The sequence below is a fragment of the Novosphingobium rosa NBRC 15208 genome, assembly GCF_001598555.1.
Taxonomy (GTDB): Bacteria; Pseudomonadota; Alphaproteobacteria; order Sphingomonadales; family Sphingomonadaceae; genus Novosphingobium; species Novosphingobium rosa.
In genome coordinates, this window is the sequence record NZ_BCZE01000005.1 from 48,993 (window position 1) to 68,371 (window position 19,379).

General features: G+C 65.7%; 23 protein-coding genes. 16 read left to right on the forward strand and 7 right to left on the reverse strand.

Annotation, left to right across the window (positions count from 1 at the left end):
• Positions 1-169: 169 nt before the first annotated feature.
• Both SR3_RS02255 and SR3_RS02260 read right to left on the reverse strand, forming a co-directional pair.
• Complete coding sequence (locus SR3_RS02255) at positions 170-556, reverse strand: hypothetical protein (RefSeq protein ID WP_068080225.1); 387 nt, start codon at positions 554-556, stop codon at positions 170-172.
• Between the two features lie 168 nt (positions 557-724).
• Positions 725-2,341 carry a phosphoenolpyruvate carboxykinase gene (locus SR3_RS02260; protein ID WP_281198700.1) on the reverse strand — a complete coding sequence of 539 codons (1,617 nt, stop codon included), beginning with the start codon at positions 2,339-2,341 and terminating at the stop codon, positions 725-727.
• A gap of 234 nt (positions 2,342-2,575) precedes the next feature.
• Between SR3_RS02260 and SR3_RS02265 the strand changes: the two genes are divergently transcribed.
• The 7 genes from SR3_RS02265 (at position 2,576) to SR3_RS02295 (ending at position 8,231) form a co-directional block, all read left to right on the forward strand.
• On the forward strand, positions 2,576-3,337 hold the full coding sequence (locus tag SR3_RS02265) for a response regulator transcription factor (protein WP_084454849.1): 762 nt from the start codon (positions 2,576-2,578) through the stop codon (positions 3,335-3,337).
• A gap of 8 nt (positions 3,338-3,345) precedes the next feature.
• Entirely contained in the window at positions 3,346-4,962 is a 1,617-nt protein-coding gene (locus SR3_RS02270; RefSeq protein ID WP_068080227.1) for an ATP-binding protein, read from the forward strand.
• A complete protein-coding gene (locus SR3_RS02275; RefSeq protein ID WP_068080228.1) occupies positions 4,959-5,381 on the forward strand; it encodes an HPr kinase/phosphorylase in 423 nt (140 codons plus the stop codon). Before SR3_RS02270 ends, SR3_RS02275 begins: the two co-directional genes overlap by 4 nt.
• A gap of 60 nt (positions 5,382-5,441) precedes the next feature.
• Complete coding sequence (rapZ, locus tag SR3_RS02280) at positions 5,442-6,413, forward strand: RNase adapter RapZ (RefSeq protein ID WP_068080229.1); 972 nt, start codon at positions 5,442-5,444, stop codon at positions 6,411-6,413.
• A gap of 73 nt (positions 6,414-6,486) precedes the next feature.
• Positions 6,487-6,891, forward strand: coding sequence for a PTS sugar transporter subunit IIA (locus SR3_RS02285; protein WP_068080231.1), 405 nt, complete (start codon positions 6,487-6,489; stop codon positions 6,889-6,891).
• A 182-nt stretch (positions 6,892-7,073) separates the two neighbouring features.
• Positions 7,074-7,352 (forward strand): HPr family phosphocarrier protein, encoded by a 279-nt coding sequence (locus SR3_RS02290; RefSeq protein ID WP_068080233.1) that lies wholly within the window; start codon positions 7,074-7,076, stop codon positions 7,350-7,352.
• 75 nt (positions 7,353-7,427) lie between these two features.
• Entirely contained in the window at positions 7,428-8,231 is an 804-nt protein-coding gene (locus tag SR3_RS02295; RefSeq protein ID WP_068080235.1) for a TrmH family RNA methyltransferase, read from the forward strand.
• Positions 8,232-8,467: 236 nt separating this feature from the next.
• On the opposite strand, the gene SR3_RS02300 is transcribed toward SR3_RS02295, so the two are convergent.
• The 3 genes from SR3_RS02300 to recR form a co-directional block, all read right to left on the reverse strand.
• Entirely contained in the window at positions 8,468-9,892 is a 1,425-nt protein-coding gene (locus SR3_RS02300) for a DNA recombination protein RmuC (protein WP_068080238.1), read from the reverse strand.
• 51 nt (positions 9,893-9,943) lie between these two features.
• Entirely contained in the window at positions 9,944-10,513 is a 570-nt protein-coding gene (locus SR3_RS02305; RefSeq protein WP_068080344.1) for a peptide deformylase, read from the reverse strand.
• Between the two features lie 83 nt (positions 10,514-10,596).
• Positions 10,597-11,193, reverse strand: coding sequence for a recombination mediator RecR (gene recR / locus SR3_RS02310; RefSeq protein WP_068080346.1), 597 nt, complete (start codon positions 11,191-11,193; stop codon positions 10,597-10,599).
• A 53-nt stretch (positions 11,194-11,246) separates the two neighbouring features.
• Between recR and fmt the strand changes: the two genes are divergently transcribed.
• Together fmt and truA are read left to right on the forward strand one after the other, a co-directional pair.
• Positions 11,247-12,155 (forward strand): methionyl-tRNA formyltransferase, encoded by a 909-nt coding sequence (gene fmt, locus SR3_RS02315; RefSeq protein WP_068080240.1) that lies wholly within the window; start codon positions 11,247-11,249, stop codon positions 12,153-12,155.
• On the forward strand, positions 12,152-12,901 hold the full coding sequence (gene truA, locus SR3_RS02320; RefSeq protein WP_068080242.1) for a tRNA pseudouridine(38-40) synthase TruA: 750 nt from the start codon (positions 12,152-12,154) through the stop codon (positions 12,899-12,901). Before fmt ends, truA begins: the two co-directional genes overlap by 4 nt.
• A gap of 293 nt (positions 12,902-13,194) precedes the next feature.
• On the opposite strand, the gene cobS is transcribed toward truA, so the two are convergent.
• The gene (cobS, locus tag SR3_RS02325; RefSeq protein ID WP_068080244.1) at positions 13,195-14,187 is read right to left on the reverse strand and encodes a cobaltochelatase subunit CobS; all 993 of its coding nucleotides are present in this window, start codon (positions 14,185-14,187) and stop codon (positions 13,195-13,197) included.
• Between the two features lie 167 nt (positions 14,188-14,354).
• On the opposite strand from cobS, the gene SR3_RS02330 reads away from it, so the two are divergent.
• The 4 genes from SR3_RS02330 to SR3_RS02345 are packed head-to-tail and all read left to right on the forward strand — an operon-like array spanning position 14,355 to position 16,752.
• A complete protein-coding gene (locus tag SR3_RS02330; RefSeq protein WP_068080246.1) occupies positions 14,355-15,161 on the forward strand; it encodes a VOC family protein in 807 nt (268 codons plus the stop codon).
• An 18-nt stretch (positions 15,162-15,179) separates the two neighbouring features.
• Positions 15,180-15,821 (forward strand): glutathione S-transferase family protein, encoded by a 642-nt coding sequence (locus SR3_RS02335; protein WP_068080248.1) that lies wholly within the window; start codon positions 15,180-15,182, stop codon positions 15,819-15,821.
• Positions 15,818-16,312 (forward strand): VOC family protein, encoded by a 495-nt coding sequence (locus tag SR3_RS02340; protein WP_068080250.1) that lies wholly within the window; start codon positions 15,818-15,820, stop codon positions 16,310-16,312. The genes SR3_RS02335 and SR3_RS02340 overlap by 4 nt, the downstream gene beginning before the upstream one ends.
• Positions 16,312-16,752: an SRPBCC domain-containing protein gene (locus SR3_RS02345; protein ID WP_068080252.1), complete on the forward strand. Its 441-nt coding sequence runs from the start codon at positions 16,312-16,314 to the stop codon at positions 16,750-16,752. The genes SR3_RS02340 and SR3_RS02345 overlap by 1 nt, the downstream gene beginning before the upstream one ends.
• Before the next feature lie 13 nt (positions 16,753-16,765).
• Here the strand turns inward: SR3_RS02345 and SR3_RS02350 are convergent, their stop codons facing one another.
• Positions 16,766-17,368, reverse strand: coding sequence for a J domain-containing protein (locus SR3_RS02350; protein ID WP_084454851.1), 603 nt, complete (start codon positions 17,366-17,368; stop codon positions 16,766-16,768).
• A gap of 85 nt (positions 17,369-17,453) precedes the next feature.
• Here SR3_RS02350 and SR3_RS02355 point away from each other — a divergent pair, with 85 nt between their 5' ends.
• The 3 genes from SR3_RS02355 to SR3_RS02365 are packed head-to-tail and all read left to right on the forward strand — an operon-like array spanning position 17,454 to position 19,078.
• On the forward strand, positions 17,454-17,750 hold the full coding sequence (locus SR3_RS02355) for a BolA family protein (protein WP_068080254.1): 297 nt from the start codon (positions 17,454-17,456) through the stop codon (positions 17,748-17,750).
• 3 nt (positions 17,751-17,753) lie between these two features.
• Positions 17,754-18,200 carry an NUDIX hydrolase gene (locus SR3_RS02360; RefSeq protein ID WP_245653734.1) on the forward strand — a complete coding sequence of 149 codons (447 nt, stop codon included), beginning with the start codon at positions 17,754-17,756 and terminating at the stop codon, positions 18,198-18,200.
• Positions 18,197-19,078, forward strand: a complete 882-nt coding sequence (locus SR3_RS02365; RefSeq protein WP_245653735.1) for an alpha/beta fold hydrolase — start codon at positions 18,197-18,199, stop codon at positions 19,076-19,078. The genes SR3_RS02360 and SR3_RS02365 overlap by 4 nt, the downstream gene beginning before the upstream one ends.
• The last annotated feature ends 301 nt before the right edge of the window (positions 19,079-19,379 follow it).

Here is a 19,379-nt window from a genome sequence, read left to right on the forward strand (position 1 = left end):
AGGCTTTAAAACGCGCACGCAGCGCATCCATAAAGACACTGCCTGCGGCGCCATAGGCCGCGCAGGTGGAGAGCCGAGGCACTCCATTTCGGCGCCACCGCCCGTGCGTCGGAAGACGTCATGGGAGCGCGAGGGGGTAACCCCCTCGCGCTTATCTTCCTTAAAAACCTTACTCCTTGGCGGCGGAACCACCCCCAAAGAACCCCGAAGCCGCGCCCAGCAAGCCGCCGAGCCCGCCCTGAGCCCCCTCGCCCTGCTGGCCGCCGAACATGCCCATCACGCTCTGCAGCATCTGCGGATTGTCGGAGAGGTGCTGGGCGATCTGCCCCAGGGCACCTTCGCCACCCAGATGCTCGGCAATGCCGCTCAGCACGCTGGGATCGATGCCGGTGTTGGCGGCGGCGGTGTCCACAGTGTCGCCCGGCTCCTGATGGGCTTGGCCCAGTGCGGCGATGGCGGTCTGCGCGGTGGCGGGATCGATGCCAAAACGCTGGGCGATGCCGCCCACATCCACATTCGAACCCAACTGGCCCAGCAGCGAATCAAACAGGCTCATGGCAAGCTCCTAGAGATGCGCCCGGTGGCGCTTCCCGGGAAGGGTCTCAAAGCCCGGTTGCAGAAGCAAGACGCTTAACAAAAGAAAACACCGGCCTTCCATGCGCGGCGGAAGACCGGTGTTTCCGTGGGGAGCGCTTGATCCGCTCCCTCTCTCCCAAGGCTGGGATCAGGCGGGCACGGCGCCCACTGCCGGGGCGGCAGCGCGCACGTTTTCGTCCACATGCTCCTCGAACTGGGCGAAGTTGTCGACAAAGAGCTGCACCAGCGCGTGGGCGGTCTTGTCATATTCGCCTGCATCGGCCCATGCGCCGCGCGGGTCGAGCAGCTTGCTGTCCACGCCGGGCACGGCCAGCGGCACTTCGAAGCCGAAATTGGCATCCTTCACGAAGGTGGCATCGTTCAGGCTGCCGTCCAGCGCGGCGTTGAGCAGCGCGCGGGTGGCCTTGATCGGCATGCGCTTGATGCCCTCCTGCGTGGCCTTGCCGCCCGACCAGCCGGTGTTGACCAGCCAGCACTTCACGCCCCCCTTGGCGATGCGCTCTTTCAGCAGATTGCCATAGACCGAGGGGTGGCGCGGCATGAAGGGCGCGCCAAAGCAGGTGGAGAAGGTTGCCTCGGGCTCGGTCACGCCGATTTCGGTGCCCGCCACGCGCGCGGTGTAGCCCGAGAGGAAGTGATACATCGCCTGTTCGGGGGTGAGGCGCGCGATGGGCGGCATCACGCCAAAGGCGTCGGCGGTGAGGAAGATCACATTCTGCGGCACGGGGCCGAGGTTCTTTTCCGATGTGTTCGGAATGAAGTCGATCGGGTAGGAGCCGCGGCTGTTTTCCGCCAGACTGTTATCGTCGAAATCCAGCTCACGAGTTACCGGGTCGATCACCACATTTTCCAGCACCGTGCCGAAACGCTTGGTGGTGGCGTAGATTTCCGGCTCGGCCTCGGGCGAGATGCGAATCATCTTGGCGTAGCAGCCGCCCTCGAAGTTGAAGACCGCCGTGTCCGACCAGCCATGCTCGTCGTCGCCGATCAGCGTGCGGCTGGCGTCGGCAGAAAGCGTGGTCTTGCCCGTGCCGGACAGGCCGAAGAACACCGCCGTATCGCCATCCGGGCCGATGTTGGCCGAACAATGCATCGGCATGATGCCATCGGCGGGCAGCAGATAGTTGAGCAGGCCGAAGACCGACTTCTTCATCTCGCCGGCATAGGCCGTGCCGCCGATCAGGATCAGCTTTTCGGTGAGATTGACCGCGATCACCGTCTCCGTGCGGCAGCCGTGGCGGGCCGGATCGGCCTTGAAGCTGGGCAGATCGATAATGGTGTATTCGGGCGCGAAGCTGGTCAGGTCAGCCTCCGTGGGGCGCACCAGCAGGGTGCGGATGAACAGGTTGTGCCAGGCCAACTCATTGATCACGCGCACATTGATGCGGTGCTCTTGCTGGCTGCCGCCGAACAGGTCCGCCACATAAAGCTTGTCCTTTTCGGACACGGCCTTGAGGAAATCCTCCTTCAGCGCCGCGAAATGCGCAGGCGTCATCCCCCGGTTCACATCGCCCCACCACACGGTGTTTTCCGTGGTCTCGTCGCGCACGATGAACTTGTCCTTGGCGCTGCGACCGGTGTGCTTGCCGGTGGCGACCACGAAGGGGCCATCCTTGGCCAGCAGCCCCTCGCCATTGCGCACGGCATGTTCGATCAGCGGCGAGGTGCCCAGATTGGCGAAGATCTGGCCCTTGGCGGCGATGCCCTGTTGGTCGAGCGAGTAGGAAAGCGGTGCGGTGGTCAAGTGCTTCTCCATCAAAAAGCGCGGCTCGTCCGGGGCGGAAAAAGCGAGTCGCCGGTCTCCACATACGAATGCGTAACCGGATCGGCGAAGAATTCAACAGGAATGGCGCACCTGTTCAACAAGGGGACAGCCATGGCGCACGCCAGTCGCCCAAACGCCCGATTCCTGCGACACAAGCCGCTGCCGGACAGGCGCGGATGGACAGCGCCCGGCCCGCTGGCTAGATTGCGCGCGATGACTGCAATCCCGCTCGATCCCCCCGAGGATGCCGCTGCCAGCCCCGCAGCCGCAGGCCACACCATCGCGCTGGTCGATGACGATCGCAACATTCTGGCCAGCGTCTCGATCGGGCTTCAGGCCGAGGGCTTCGCCACCCGCGTCTATGCCGACGGCACCAGCGCCCTGAAGGCCCTGCTCGACAATCCGCCCGATCTGGCGGTGGTGGACATCAAGATGCCGCGCATGGATGGCCTGGAGCTGCTGCAGCGCCTGCGCGAGACCAGCGCCCTGCCGGTGATCTTCCTCACCAGCAAGGACGAGGAGCCCGACGAGGCGCTGGGCCTGGCCATGGGCGCTGATGATTACATCACCAAGCCCTTCAGCCAGCGCCTGCTGGTGGCCCGCATCCGCGCCATCCTGCGCCGCCTCGACGCCCGCCGCGCCGCCCCCGCCCCCAGCGGGGAGCCCGCGCCGGACATCATCCATCGCGGCCGCCTCGCCATGGACCCGGCGCGCCATGAGGTGACCTGGAACGAGGTGCCCGTCTCGCTCACCGTCACCGAATTCATGATCCTTGAGGCGCTGGCGAGCCGCCCCGGCGTGATCCGCAGCCGCAACCAGCTGATGGACGCGGCCTACAGCGACGACATCTATGTCGACGATCGCACCATCGATTCGCACATCAAGCGCCTGCGCCGCAAATTCCGTCAGGCCGATCCCACCTTCAGCGCCATCGAGACGCTGTATGGCGCAGGCTATTCCTTTGCCGAAAGCTGATCGGCGCCATGTCTAAGAAAAAAGCTCAGGAGCGCAAACGCTGGGCCAGCGTGATCGCGCCGCTGTCATCGCGCATGAAGATCCGCGGCGTGTCGCTGACGGCGCGTATTCTGGCGGTGAATGTCATCGTGCTGGCGCTGATGGCCTTCAGCCTGCTGTTCCTCGATTCCTACCGCAACCAGATGCTGGGCGAGCGCTTCAAACGCGCCCGCGTCGAGGCCGAGATCGCCGCCTCCGTGCTGGCCGAAAGCCCGCCCGCCTCACGCGCGAAGCTGCTGGCCACCATCGGCACGCGCCAGCAGATGCGCCTGCGCCTCTATGCGCCCGACGGCCATCTGGCGCAGGACAGTTTCGCGCTGGCGCCGCCCTCCTTCACCGTGGCCGACCCGCAGAGCCAGCCCTGGACGATGAAGGCCGCCCGCACGCTGGACCGTATGATGGATGCGGCACTGTTCGCCCCGCCCGTGCCGCTCTATGCCGAGCCGCCCCCGCCCGACCATCCGCGCGACGCCGCCAGCCTCTGGCCCGAGGTGACCGAGGCGCGTTCGCGCACCGTCTCGACCGTGCGCGAACGCTATGCGCCGGACCGCACGCCGATCATCAATGCCGCCACGCCGGTGGGCATCCGCGGCTCGGTGCTGCTCACCACCCGCCCTGCCCCCGATGTGACGCAAGCCGTGCGCGATGCCCGCCAGACTCTGGCCATCGTGGTGCTGGCGGCGCTGCTCACCACCGTGTTCCTCTCGCTGTTTCTGGCGCGCACCATCGTGCAGCCGTTGCGGATTCTGGTACGCGCGGCGGTGCGGGTGCGGCTGGGGCGTGACCGCACCGTCATCGTCCCCCGTCTGCCAGAGCGTGGCGACGAAATCGGCCTGCTGGCCCGCGCCATCGCCGATATGACCGAAGCCCTGCGCCAGCGCATCGACGGGGTGGAAGCCTTCGCCGCCGATGTCGCCCATGAGATCAAGAACCCGCTGGCCTCGCTGCGCAGCGCGCTCGATACGCTGGACAAGGTGGGCGATGGCGATCTGCGCCGCCAGCTGCACGCCATCGCCGCCCATGACGTGCAGCGCATCGACCGGCTGGTGACCGAGATCGCCTATGCCAGCCGCATCGATGCCGAACTCTCGCGCACCACCTTCGAGCTGGTCGATCTGCTGGCGCTGGCGGTCGCGCTGGTCGGCGCGCGCGAGCGGCGCGGCGTCAACCGCGATTGCCGCGTGCAGGTGCTTCACGAAGGCAGTGCTCCCCCGGTGGTGGAGGGCGATGCGGCGCGGCTGGAGCGCGTCTTCGAAAATCTGATCGACAATGCGGTGTCTTTTTCGCCGCCGGGCGGGGTCATCACCATCACGCTGGCCCATCATGGCCTCTACATCTCCTGCGAGGTGACCGACGAGGGGCCCGGCATTCCGCCCTCGGCACGCGAACGCGTGTTCGAACGGTTCCACTCGCTGCGCCCGGCGGGCGAGGATTTCGGCAGCCATTCGGGCCTAGGGCTGGCCATCGCGCGCACCATCATCGTGGCGCATGAGGGGCAGTTGCATGCCCGCGATCCGCTGGATGGCCGGGGAGCCCGTTTGGTGTTCGAGCTGCCCTCATGGCATCCGGCGCAGGCCGCGTCATGAGTCTGCTCCGGCAATTGACCTGCGTGGCCATCAAGGGCCGCGCCGTGCTGATCGATGGCGCCAGCGGCAGCGGCAAATCCAGCCTGGCCCTGGCCCTGATCGACCGGGGGGCGCAACTGGTGGGCGATGATGGCGTCTCGCTGCGGGTGGAAGGCGGCGTGCTGCTGGCTTCTCCGGCGCCCGCCACACGCGGGCTGATCGAGGTTCGCGGTGTCGGGCTGGTCCCGATGGCGGCGGTGCAGGACATGCCGGTGGCGCTGCTGATCCGCCTGACCCGCAACGCCCCGCGCTACATCGAACAGGCCCCGAACGAGGCGATTCTGGGCATCGATCTGCCGCTGGTGGAACTCTATCCCGACACGCCAAGTTTAGCGCTAAGAGCCGCGATGGCGCTTGATGTTCACGGGTTGAGCGCCTGAGGGCCAAATCCGGCGCTTGCCCCTTTCCTTTTGCCCCTTTTGAGCGCAAAAAGCACTTATATGTCCGAGGAATCCCCCGCCACCCAAGCCCCGGCCCCTGCCGAATCCGTCGCAGAGGGAGACAAACGCCAGCGCATCCTGCTGGTGACCGGCGTGCTGGGCGCGGGCAAGACCACCGCCCTGCGCGTGCTGGAGGATCTGGGCTGGGAAACCATCGACAATTTCCCCATCCGCCTGCTGGAACGCCTGATCGACAGCCCGGAGCATGGCTCCGATCTGGGCGAGCATCACGGACCACTGGCCATCGGCTTCGATTCGCGCACCCGCGGTTTCAATCCCCATGCGGTGACCGAACTGGTCAAGCGCCTGACCATGCGCGGCGATCTGGAGCTGACCACCCTCTATCTCGACTGCGGCGGCGCCGAACTGGAGCGCCGCTACAACGAGACCCGCCGCCGCCATCCGCTGGCCAATGACATGCCCGCCGCCTCCGGCATCGCCGCCGAGCGCGAGCTGATGGAGCCGCTGCGCCGCTGGGCCGATCTGGTGATCAACACCACGCAATTCGCCGCGAATCAGTTGCAGCAGGCCATGCGTGAGCAATTCGCCCCGGCCTCCGGCCCCGAATTGACCATTTCGGTCAGCAGTTTCGGCTTTTCGCGCGGCATGCCGCCGGTCGCCGATTTCGTGTTCGACATGCGTTTTCTCAACAATCCGCATTGGGACAAGGATCTGCGCCCGATGACCGGCAAGGATGCCCCCATCGCCGCCTTTATCCGCCAGGATCCGGCCTTCGAGGACGCATTTGCGCGGATTCGCGACCTGCTGCTTTCGGTTATCCCCCGCTTTCAGGCGCAGGGTAAAGCCTATGTTCATATCGCCTTCGGCTGCACCGGCGGGCGCCATCGCAGCGTCTTCATGGCCGAACAGATCGGCGCGGCCTTGCGCAACTCTGGATTTTCACCCACTATGCTGCACCGCAACCTGCAATCGCGCGCGGCCGACCTCGTAGAAGGGGCCGCCAGCCGATGACAGTCTGCATGTTCACCGGACCACGGGGGGTCAACACGATGGTCGGGAACCAATTTCGGAGCGCAATTTCCGCATGATCGGCATGATCCTCGTCACTCACGGCAAACTGGCCGAAGAATTCGTGCATGCGATGGAGCATGTCGTCGGCCGGCAGGAGGCCATCGCCACGGTCTGCATCGGCCCCAACGATGACGTCGAAAAGCGGCGCCGCGAAATCGCCGACGCGATTCAGGCGGTCGATGCCGGCGACGGCGCCATCATCCTGACCGACCTGTTCGGCGGCACCCCCAGCAATCTGGCGATCTCGCTGATGCAGGCGGGCCGGGTCGAGGTGATCGCGGGCATCAACCTGCCCATGCTGATCCGCCTGGCCGGCGCGCGCAAATCCGCCGATGTGCTGGGCGCCGTGGCCGCCGCGCGCGATGCGGGTCGCAATTATATCACGATCGCGTCGGAATTTCTGGGTCAGGACGCCTGAAACACAATGCGTGATTGAAAAATCGCGCATTGTGAGCCAGATTTTCATTATCGCATCGTTTCTGCGGAAAAGTCGGCCTCCATTTTTCGCGCGATGCGTTTTTGGTGTCGCATCGTTTCCGCGAAAAACCGGTGCCCACTTTTTCGCACGATGCTCTAAAATATAACGGCAGGGTGAAACGCATGGGAGAAGCACGGGAAACCGTCGAAATTGTCAACGCCAAGGGCCTGCATGCACGGGCCAGCGCGAAATTCGTGAACATGGTCGCCACCCTGCCCGATGGGCTGGACGTAAAGGTGCTGAAAGAAGGCGCCGAAGCCGGTGGCGGTTCGATCCTGGGCCTGATGATGCTGGGCGCGGCGCGCGGCGACAGCGTGGATATCATCGTGAAGGGCGAAGAGGCCGATGTCGCGCTGTCCCGCCTTGCGGGGCTGGTGAAGGACGGCTTCGGGGAAGACTGAAGCTCTTCATTCGACAGAACATCAATCGGCAGGTATGGGCGGGGTTTCCCGCTCATCACAGGCTGTATTCCGCTCATGCGCCGCACGATCACCGGCTTTTCCAACCCCACGGTCAAGTTCCTCAAGAGCCTGCGCGACAAGAAGCATCGCCGCCGCGAGGGCAAATTCCTGACCGAAGGCCTGCGCCTGCTGACCGACGCCCGCGAAATGGGCCGCCTGCCCGAAATGCTCATCATGGCCGAGGGCCGCGATCCGCACCCCCTGCTTGAGCAGCTTGAAAGCGACGTTCTGGCCGCCGGCGGCGATGTGGTGGAAACCAGCGAGGATATCCTCAGCAAGATCACCGGCAAGGACAATCCGCAGGCCGTCTGCGGCGTTTTCCCGGAATTCGACACCAGCCTCGCCGGTCTGGACCGCAATGCCGCGCCGCTCTGGCTGGTGGCCCATGCGATGCGCGATCCCGGCAATCTGGGCACCATGCTGCGCACCGGCGATGCCGTGGGCGCGGGCGGCCTGATCCTGATCGACGATTGCGTGGACCCCTTCAGCGTGGAAGCCGTGCGCGCCAGCATGGGCGCTGTTTTCACGCAGCGCGTGGTGCAGGCCCGCTGGGAGGAATTCCTTCCCTGGCTGCGCGGTGGCGAGGGTCAGTTGGTGGCGGCATCTTTGCGTGAAGCTGTGCCCTATCGGGGCGCGCCTTACGCCGGACCGTGCTTCATCATGGTCGGCAATGAGTCGCGCGGGCTTCCCGAGGATTACGAAATGGCCTGCGATCTGCGGGTGACCATGCCGATGAAGGGCCGGGCGGACAGTCTGAACGCTGCGGTGGCCGGGGCGGTGCTCGCTTATGAAGTTCTGGCAGGGCTGGAAGGGAAGTAAGGGAAAAGCGAGGGGGTTACCCCCTCGCGCTCCCGGAACGTCTTCCGACGATAAGCCAGTGGCACCGAAATGGTGCGCCCTGGCTCTCCACCTGCGCCGTGCAAAGCGCCGCAGGCAGGCCCCCTTCGAACCAAAGCCTGCGGCGCGGCGGCATTGCTCCATGGCCGAACCCAAGGCGCCACGCCGACAAGTAAAGGGAGCGCGAGGGCGATGGCCCTCGCATTTCCTCTTTTCCTTTAAACGCCAGTCTCTTCTTCCGGCAAAGGCAGAGCCGCAACATCCCCATAACGCGGCGCAGCCTCCACCAGAGGCACATCCTCCACCTCGCGCTTGCCGATTTCGATATGCTTGTCCCGCAGGCGGCGCCCGGCGGACAGCACATTACGCTCAAAGCTGCCGACGAATTTGTTGTAATTCTCCACCGCGCTGGTCAAGCCGCCGCCCATACGCTTGAGATGCTCCGCCGCCACCGCGAGGCGGTCATAGAGTTCGCCGCCCATGCGGCCGATTTCCTTGGCCTCGCGCGCCAGACCATCCTGGCGCCAGACCTGCGCGACAGTGCGGCAGATCGCCACCAGATTGGTCGGGCTGGCCAGCAGCACGCGGCGGTCGAAGGCGAAGTTCCAGATGTCGGGGTCATATTCCAGCGCGGCGGCGATGAAATGCTCGCCGGGGACGAACATCAGCACATAGTCCGGCGCGTCCTCGAACTGGCTCTGATAGCTTTTGCTGGCCAGCGTCTGGATATGGTTGCGCATCGAGGCGGCGTGGCCCTTCAGCGCCAGTTCGCGCAGCGTGTCATCGCTGGCCTCGAAGGCCTCCTGATAGGCGTTGAGCGAGACCTTGGCGTCGATCACCAGCTTCTTCTGGCCGGGGATGGTGACGATGGCGTCGGGGCGCAGTCGCCCTTCTTCCGTGTTGACCGAATGTTCGGTGACGAAATCGGTGTGTTCGGACAGGCCGCATTGCTCCAGCACATTGCGCAGCTGCTGCTCGCCCCAGCGGCCGCGGGCCTTGGGAGCATTGCGCAGCGAGTTGCCGAGGCGGGCAGCTTCCTCGCGCACCTTTTCCTGCCCCGCGCGCAGCAGGTCGATCTGGCCCAGCAGCTGGCCGAAGGCATCGACGCGGCGGGTTTCCAGCGCCTGCACCTGCTCTTCATAGGCCTTCAGGCGCGCGCCGACGGGCGCCAGCACGGCCGTGATCCGCTCGGCGCTGGTCTTTTCGCTTTCGGTGAAGCGGGCCTCGGCGCGGTTCAGAAACGCCTCTTGCGCCTGAGCCAGCACGCGGGCGCCAGAGGCCTCGAACTGCTGGCGCAGCGCGTCCTGTGCTTCGAGCAGCAGGCGCTTCTGTTCCTCGAAATGGGTGGCGTTGGCGCGCAAGGTCGCCACCTCGCCCTGCGCGTCCAGCAGCAGAGCGCGCGCCCGTTCCACCTCGGCGACCAGCGCATCCGCCCGTGAGGCCCGCTCACTGGCGGTGGCAAGATCGGTGATGGCGCGGCGAAAATTGCCGTCGAGCGCAGACAGGGCCTGCTCCCGCTCCGCCAGAACCTTGTCACGTTCGGCGAGGCGCGCTTTCCAGTCGGCGATGGGACGCTGGCCCAGAAACCAGCCCAGCCCAAGGCCCACGACAAGGGCAACAATCGCGACAACAGCCAGATCCACGCTTCACTCCATCAGAACGAAGCGAGAACCTAGGCCCCTATCGCGAAAGGATCAAGCCGCCTTGCGCGCCTTTTCCAGCTTCTTGAGCGCCATCTGGCGCTTCAGGCGCGAGAGGTGATCGATAAAGAGGATGCCCTCAAGGTGATCGATCTCATGCTGGATGCAGGTGGCCATCAGGCCTTCCAGATCCTGCTCATGCACTTTGCCGTCCAGATCCTGCCAGCGCAGGCGGCAGGTGGCGGGGCGCTCCACATCGGCGAAGATGTCGGGCACCGAAAGGCAGCCCTCCTGATAGACCGACAGCTCGTCCGAAGGGTTGAGAATCTCCGGATTGATGAAGATGTGCGGTTCTTTCTTCAGCGGGCGGTGGGTATGCTCATGGCCGCCATGCGCGGTGCACACCTCCGGCTCGGCATCTTCATCTTCGGGCTGCAGATCGACCACCACCACGCGCAGGGGCACGCCCACCTGAATGGCGGCAAGGCCGATGCCCGGCGCGTCATACATCGTCTCGAACATGTCATCGACGAGTGTTTTAAGCTCGACGTCGAACACGGTGACGGGGGCGGAAATCTGCTTCAGCTGCGCATCGGGCGCTTCAAGGATCGGTCGGATAGCCATAATGCGCCAGATAATCCCGGCTGGCCCGCCGCGCAAGGCCACCAGCCGCCCAATTTAGCGATTTTGATAAATGCCCGAAACGATCAGGCGACCGGACGCCGCGCCCGCAAAGCCTGAGCCAGCGTGCCCTCGTCCAGATAGTCCAGCTCGCCCCCCACCGGCAGGCCATGGGCCAGCTGGGTGACGCGCACCGGCATGCCCTCCAATCGTTCAGCGATATAATGGGCGGTAGTCTGCCCCTCCAGCGTGGCGTTCATGGCCAGCACCACCTCGTCCACGCCGCCGCCCTCCACGCGCGCCAGCAGCGGCGCGATGGCCAGATCCTCGGGCGCCACGCCGTCCAGCGCCGACAATCGCCCGCCCAGCACATGATAGCGCCCGGTGAACAGCCGCGCCCGGTCCAGCGCCCAGAGGTCCGCCACCTCCTCCACCACGCAGATCTGGCGCGCATCGCGGCGCGGATCGGCACAGATCGCGCAGGGGCTGGCGGTGTCCACATTGCCGCAGACCTCGCATTCGGTCAGCCGCTGGCTCAGCGCGTCCAGCGCGTCGATCAGCGCGGGCAGCGCGGTTTCGCGCCGCTTGATCAGCCACAGCACGGCCCGCCGCGCGCTGCGTGGGCCCAGTCCGGGCAGGCGGGAAAGCGCGCCGGCCAATGTCTCGATCTCTTGCGATGCCATGCCGCCCCAGATAGGGCAGCCGCACCAAAACCGAAAGACGCCCGAGACCACCTATGCGCATCATCTTTATGGGAACCCCCGAATTTGCCGTGCCCGCACTCAATGCGCTGGTGGAGGCCGGGCATGAGGTGGTGGCGGTCTATTCCCAGCCCCCGCGCCCGGGTGGCCGCCGGGGCCGCGAACTGACCCCCGGCCCGGTGCACCGCCGCGCCGAGGAACTGGGCATCGAGGTGCGCCATCCGCTCTCGCTGAAAGGCGAGGATGAAAAGGCAGCCTTCGCGGCTTTGAACGCCGATGTGGCGGTGGTGGCCGCCTATGGCCTGCTGCTGCCCCGCGCCGTGCTGGAGGCGCCCACGCACGGCTGCCTCAACCTGCATGGCTCGATCCTGCCGCGCTGGCGGGGCGCCGCGCCGATCCAGCGCGCGATTCTGGCCGGAGACGAGCAGACCGGCGTGGACATCATGCAGATGGAAACTGGCCTCGACACCGGCCCGGTGAGGGCAAGTATGCGCACGCCCGTGGCGGGCAAGACCGCCGGGGCGCTGACCGTGGAACTGGCCGGACTGGGCGCGGAGCTGATCGTAAAGGTGCTGGCCGATCTTGCCGCCTTCCCGCCCGTGGCGCAGCCGGAGGAAGGCCTCACCTACGCCAGCAAGATCGACAAGGCTGAGGCAAAACTGAATTTCACCGCCTCTGCCGATCAGGTGCTGCGCCAGATTCTGGCCTTCAACCCCGCCCCCGGCGCCTTCTTCGAGGCCGAGGGCGAGCGCTACAAGGTGCTGGCCGCCGAAGTGGTCGATGCCAGCGGCACCCCCGGCACCACACTGGACGACACCCTCACCATCGCCTTCGGCCAGAACGCCATCCGCCCCACCCTGATCCAGCGCGCCGGCAAGCCCGCCATGGCCACAACCGATCTGCTGCGCGGACGCCCCTTCCCCGCAGGCACCCTGCTTTCATGACCCGTTTCGCCTTCACGCTGGAGTTCGACGGCACCCCCTTCATGGGCCTGCAACGCCAGGCCCACGGCCCCTCGGTACAACAGGCCGTGGAAGAAGCCATCGAGCGCGTCACCGGCCAATCCGCGATCCTCTTCGCCGCCGGGCGCACCGACGCGGGCGTCCACGCCCTCCAGATGCGCGCCCATGCCGATATCGAGAAAGACATCGCCCCCTTCCGCCTGATGGAAGCCCTCAACTTCCACCTGCGCCCCGATCCCATCGCGGTGCTCGACTGCCGCATCGTCCCCGGCGACTGGCACGCCCGCTTCTCCTGCATCGGTCGCAGCTACATCTACCGCATCGCCAACCGCCGCGCCCCGCTCACGCTGGACGCCAACCGCGCATGGCAGGTGCAGAAGCCGCTGGACGCGCAAGCCATGCATGAAGCCGCGCAGGCTCTGGTCGGGCGGCATGATTTCACCACCTTCCGCTCGGTTCACTGTCAGGCGCAGAGCCCTTTGAAAACGCTCGATAGCCTCAACGTCCGCCGCGAGGGCGACTGGGTGATCGTGGACACCGCCGCGCGGTCGTATCTGCACCATCAGGTGCGCTCGATGGTGGGGTGCCTGTCGCTGGTCGGCCTCGGGCGCTGGAAGGTTGAGCAGATGGCCGAAGCTCTGGAAGCGCGCGATCGCAAGGCTCTGGGGCTGAATGCGCCTTCGGATGGGCTCTATTTCGATCGGGCGTTTTATCCGGGAGAAGAATAAAGGAAAAAAGCGAGGGCCATAAGCGTGCGCTTGTCGCACGCGACAAGCTGGGGCGCCCTCGCGCTCCCTTTACGTCTCCCGGCGATACGGCAGTGGTACCGAAACCAAGCGCCTCACCTCTCCACCAGCACAACGGAAAGGCGCCGCAGGCAGTAAGCCCCGGCGCCCCTTACGATAGGCCAGAATTTTAAAGCCTGCGGCGCTGCAACCTTGGCTCAACGCCGAACCCGAAGCGCAACGTAGACATTAACGGGAGCGCGAGGGCGATGGCCCTCGCACTTTCCCCTAATCCCTTAAGCCTTGCCGACAACGCTCTCAGGCAGATCCTTGCCGAACACGCGCTGGTAATATTCAGCCACCAGCACCCGCTCGGTCTCGTCGCACTTGTTGAGGAACGACAACCGGAACGCGAAACCGATGTCCTTGAAGATCGCGGTGTTCTGCGCCCATGTGATGACGGTACGCGGGCTCATCACGGTCGAGATATCGCCATTGATGAAGCCGCGGCGGGTCAGATCGGCCACCTTGACCATATCGGCCACGGTCTTGTCGGCCACGCCATCGACCTTTTTGAGGACGATCTCGCTCTCGATCTGCGCGGGCAGGTAGTTCAGGCCGACGACGATGTTCCAGCGGTCCATCTGGCCCTGGTTGATCGCCTGCGTGCCGTGATACAGACCGCTCGTGTCGCCCAGACCCACAGTGTTGGCCGTGGCGAACAGGCGGAACCACTTGGAGGGGCGGATCACGCGGTTCTGATCCAGCAGCGTCAGCTTGCCCTCGGTTTCCAGCACGCGCTGGATCACGAACATCACGTCCGGGCGGCCGGCGTCATATTCGTCGAAGACCAGCGCGGTGGGGGTCTGCAGCGCCCAGGGCAGCAGGCCTTCGCGGAATTCGGTGACCTGCTTGCCATCCTTCAGCACGATGGCGTCGCGGCCGATCAGGTCGATACGGCTGATGTGCGCGTCAAGGTTGATGCGGATGCATGGCCAGTTGAGGCGCGCGGCCACCTGCTCGACATGGCTCGATTTGCCGGTGCCGTGGTAGCCCTGCACCATCACGCGGCGGTTGAAGGCAAAGCCTGCCAGAATCGCCAGCGTGGTATCGGGATCGAAGACATAGGAGTCGTCGCGGTCCGGCACGCGCTCGTCCGCCACCGAGAAGGCGGGCACCTGCATGTCGATATCGATGCCAAAGGTCTCGCGCACATCGACGGTTTTGTCGGGGGCGGCCATGACCGTGGAGGAGGCACTGTCGGGCTGAAGGTTCAGAATCTGCGTCATCGTGTTTTCGGGTTAACCGCCGATCCTCGCGGCTGCAACATCTTTGAAGCGTGTTTCAGGCAACTTTGGTCTTAGCGGATGGTTGTGATGATGGTTGCCATCGGCGGCCAGACTGTCACCATCGGCCTTATGACGACTCAAAGGCGTACTCTCGGGGGAGACATATCATGAGCGATCTTCAGGGTAACTGGATCTGGTACGAACTGCTGGCCGATGATCCTCATGCCGCCAAGGCGTTTTACGAAGCGGTGGTCGGCTGGTCGGTCACGCTCGACGCCATGCCCATGAGCGAGCCGGACACCGCCTATGCCATGATCACTGCAGAGGACGGCCCGATGGTGGGCGGCATGCTGACCATCACCGCCGAGATGAAGGCGCAGGGCGCGCGCAGCATGTGGCTGGGTTATGTCAGCGTCGAGGATTGCGCCGCCACGCTGGAGGCCATCGAGAAGCGCGGCGGGCGCGTGCTGATGCCCGCCACCACGCTGGATGTCGGCACCATGGCGATGGTCATGGACCCGTGGGGCGCGCCTTTCTACATCATGGCGCCCACGCCCCGCCCCGATGGTGCGAAGAGCACCGCTTTCTCGCCCACGCAGGTCGGGCGTTGCGGCTGGAACGAGCTGCATACCTCCGATCAGGCTGGCGCGGTGGGTTTCTACACCGAGCTGTTCGGCTGGTCGCTGCCCGGCTCGATGGATATGGGCGGCTTTGGCACCTATCAGTTCATCGGCAAGGGCGAGGTGACGCTCGGCGCGATCATGACCAGCCCGCCGCAATCGCCCCCGCCGCACTGGAATCACTATTTCCGCGTGGTCAGCATTCCCGCCGCCAAGGCCGCTGTCGAAGAGCATGGCGGTCAGGTGGTGCATGGGCCGATGGAGGTGCCGGGCGGGGACTGGATTCTGGTCGGCGTCGATCCGCAGGGCGCGGCTTTCGCGCTGGTGGGCGGCGCGGACCCGGTGGAGGATTGAGGCGTGGGGGACAGGGACATGGCCGATTACACCTTCTTCACCAACCCGATGTCGCGCGGGCAGATCGCGCGCTGGGCCCTGCATGAGGCTGGCGCAACCTACGATCAGGTGATCGTCGGCTATGGCGAGCCCAAGCCGGAGGCCCTGCTGGCGGCCAATTCGATGGGCAAGCTGCCCACGCTGATCCATCACGGCGCAGAACATGACAGGGGCGGCGATGCGGTCATCACCGAATGCGCGGCGATCTGCGCCTATCTGGCCGAAGCCCACCCCGAGGCGGGTCTGGCCCCCACCGCGCAAGAACGCGCCGCCTACTACCGCTGGCTGTTCTTCGCGGCCGGTCCGGTGGAGCAGGCCATCACCGCCCGCGCCTTCGGTTTCGAGCCCAATGAGAAGCAAACCCGCTCGGCAGGCTTCGGCAGCTACGATCTGATGGCGGACACGCTGGCGGGCCATTTCGAGCGCCATGATTTCGTGGCGGGCGGGCGCTTCACCATGGCGGATGTCTATGTCGGCAGCCAGGTGCTGTGGGGGCTGGGCTTCAAGACCCTGCCCCGCCATGACAGCTTCGTCGCCTATGCCGCCCGCCTGATGGAGCGCCCTGCCTACAAGGACGCCAAGGCCATCGACAACGACCTGATGCCAAAGGATATGGCATGAGCAAGATCACCGCCTGCCTGTGGTTCGACACGGCGCTTGAGGGCGGCGCCGAACCGGCCGCCCGCTTCTACACCGATCTGTTTCCGGACAGTTCGCTCGATGCCGTCCATCGCTCGCCCGCCGATTATCCCGGCGGCAAAAAGGGCGATGTGCTGATGGTGGCCTTCACGCTGATGGGCGTGAGTTGCACCGGCCTCAACGGCGGCGGCCAGACCCGGCACAGCGAGGCCTTCTCCTTCCAGATTGCCACCGAAACACAGGAAGAGACCGACCGTTATTGGGACGCCCTGACTGCCGGGGGCGGACAGGGCATCGCCTGCTCATGGTGCAAGGACCGCTGGGGCCTGCGCTGGCAGATCGTGCCCCGGGCTCTGAGCGAAGGCATGTCCGATCCCGATCCCGATGCGCGGGCTCGCGTTTTTGCGGCCATGCAGACCATGGTGAAAATCGATATCGCCGCCATCGAAGCCGCGCGGCGCGGAGAAGCCTGATGAATGAACTGTCGATCAACCGCCTGATCGCCGCATCGCCCGAGGTGGTGTGGGATGTGATGGTCAACCGGCAGGAGGAATGGTGGTGCCCCAGGCCATGGCGCGCCATCATCACCGCGCAGGACCGGCGCCCGGGCGGAGTCTGCGATATGGTGATGCACGGCCCCGATGGCGAGGTGATGCAGCATCGCGGCATCTATCTCGCCTATGAGGAGGGCAAGCGCTTCGCCGTCACCGACGCGATCACCGGCGATCTGGAGCCCACCGGCCCCTTCATGATCGGCATCTGGAGCATCGCGCCCGAAGGCAGCGGCACCCGCTACACCGCCAGCGCCCGCCACTGGACCGAAGAGGCCATGCGCCAGCATCAGGACATGGGCTTCGTTCAGGGCTGGACCGCCTGCGCCGAGCAGTTGGCGGCCCTTTGCGAAGCCGGATAACCCTGCGAAGCGGCTAGCTGAAAGCCGCTGCCTTGCGTAGCAGTTGGTAGGCTTCCACCACCTGCTGCAGCTTGGCTTCGTGGCTGCGGTCGCCGCCATTGCGGTCCGGGTGATAGCGATGGACCAGATCGGAATAGCGCGAGCGCAGCTGCCGCCGGTCGGCATCGATGTCCAGCTCCAGCAGTTCCAGCGCGCGGCGTTCGTCAGGCGTGACGGGGCGGCCATCGGCGCGCTGCGCGGGGTTGGCCTGCGCATGGCGCGCCTTGGCAAAGCCGCGTGCCCGCGCCGCGATGGCTTCGAGCGGATCGGCGTAATCGGCCCAGCGCGGGGCGTCGTCCACGCCTGCGGTGGGGCGGAAGGCGCGCTGCTCGCTGGCCCAGCCGTGGATCGGGGATTGCGCCTGCCAGATTTCCTCGGCGCTCATGCCCTCGAAATAGTCGTAGCCCGCGTTGAAGGCGCGGATATGGTCCAGACAGAACCAGCGGTAATCGCCCGGCCCGTCAAAGCCCGAGGGGCGCAGGCCGGGCGCGCGGAATTCCCCCTGATTGGGGCAGTCAGGCCAGTCGCAGGGGCGGGCGTGCCCCTTGACCCGCCCATGGAAGCGATCATGTTTCATCAGGCTTCCCCCATGGCGCGCAATGCGCGCCAAGAAAAGTGTCTTTGCAGGACGAACGGGATGAAAAGGGTGTAAGAAGCATAACATGACCCAGACCCCATCCATCGCCCCCACCGGCCCCCTCGCCGCAGAAATCCACCAGCTGCTGACCGAAGCCTTCGCCCCCGCCCGGCTGGAGGTCATCAATGATTCGGCCTCTCACGCCGGCCATATGGGCGACGACGGCACCGGCGAATCGCATTTCACCGTCGAGATCGAGAGCGCATCCTTCGCCGGCGTGAACCGCGTGATGCGCCAGCGCATGGTCAACCGCGCGCTGGGCGACATTCCCGGCCAGCGCGTGCACGCTCTGGCGATCCGCGCCACCGCTCCGGGGGAGTAACCCGTGCCCCGCCGCATTCGCCCCGCCGCGCGCATCCTGCTGATGGATGATCTGGGCCGCGTGCTGCTGTTCCGCTTCACGCCCTCGGACCGGCCGCCGCTGTGGGCCACGCCGGGCGGCGAATGCGATGCGGGCGAAAGTTTCGACGATGCCGCCCGCCGCGAGCTTCTGGAAGAAACCGGCATCGACAGTGATCCCGGCCCGGAAGTCGCGCGTCGCGGCTGCGATTTCGTCACCTTCGATGGCGAAGAGGTCACCGGCGAGGAGCGCTATTACATCGTGCGCGTTTCCGATCCCGAGATCAGCCCTCATGCCCTGACCGCCAGCGAACAGGCCCTGATGCTGGAACACCGCTGGTTCACGCCTGCCGAAATCCCCGGCTGGCCTGAGGTGATCTATCCCGAAGACCTGTCAGACCTTTTGGTTGAAGTCGGGCTGGTCCCCGCGTGATCGCCCTGCCCGATCCTCGCCCGGTGGCGATGCACTCCGGCGTGACGCTGGAGGTCTGCGAGGCCGGCCCAGAGGATGCCCCCGCGCTGATCTTCCTCCACGGCTTTCCCGAAAGCTGGCGGACATGGCGGCACCAGATCGCGCATTTCGCGCCCCGTTACCGCTGCATCGCCCCGGATCAGCGCGGCTATGGCGCCTCGTCCAAACCTGCCGAGGTGGCGGATTATGCCCCCGAAAAGCTGGTCGAGGATGTGCTGGCTCTGGCCGATGCTCTGGGTGTGGGGCGCTTCACCCTGATCGGCCACGACTGGGGCGGCGTGGTGGCATGGCTGGCGGCGCACACCGCGCCCGAGCGGATCGCCAAACTCGCCATCGCCAATGCGCCGCATCCCGCCCTGTTCCAGCGCCTGCTCCGGACCAGTGCCGAGCAGCGCCAAGCCTCCGCCTATATCACCGCCCTGCGCGATCCGGCTATCGACGATGATCTGGCCGCCAAGGGCCTCACCCCAACCCTGCTGCGCCTGTTCGGCAAGGGCGCTCTGGCCGCCATGGAGCCCGAGGAACGCGCCCATCTGCTCACCCGCTGGCAGGATGGCGATGCGGCCCGCGCCATGGTCAACTGGTATCGCGCCAGCCCGATCGTGGTGCCAACCGGGGATCAGCCCGCGCTTGCCGTCCTGCCCGCCGCGCTGCCCATGCCCGTGCAGGTGATCTGGGGGATGGAGGATCGCGATCTGCTGCCCGCCTGTCTGGATGGACTGGAGGACATCTGCCCCGATCTGCGGATCGCCCGTCTGCCGGGGGTGGGGCATTTTTCGCCCTGGGCCGGGGCGGGGCAGGTGAATGAAGTTCTGGAAGGGTTTTTAAAGGAAGAATAAATGCGAGGGCCATCGCCCTCGCGCTCCCTTTAATGTCTACGTTGCGCCAAGGGTTCGGCCTTGCGCCCAGTTTGCCGCGCCGCAGGCAGGAATTGGTGCCTGCGGCGCCCTACCATGGCGCTGGTGGAGAGATTGGGCGCTACGATGCGGCGCCCCCGCCATCTCGTCGGAAGACGTTATGGGAGCGCGAGGGGGTAACCCCCTCGCATTTCTCTTCCTGCAAACCTCCCTGCCCCAAACCCGATCACCATCATCGCATCGCGGGCGGTTGCCCTTTTCACGCCCACGGCTTAAGGCGCGG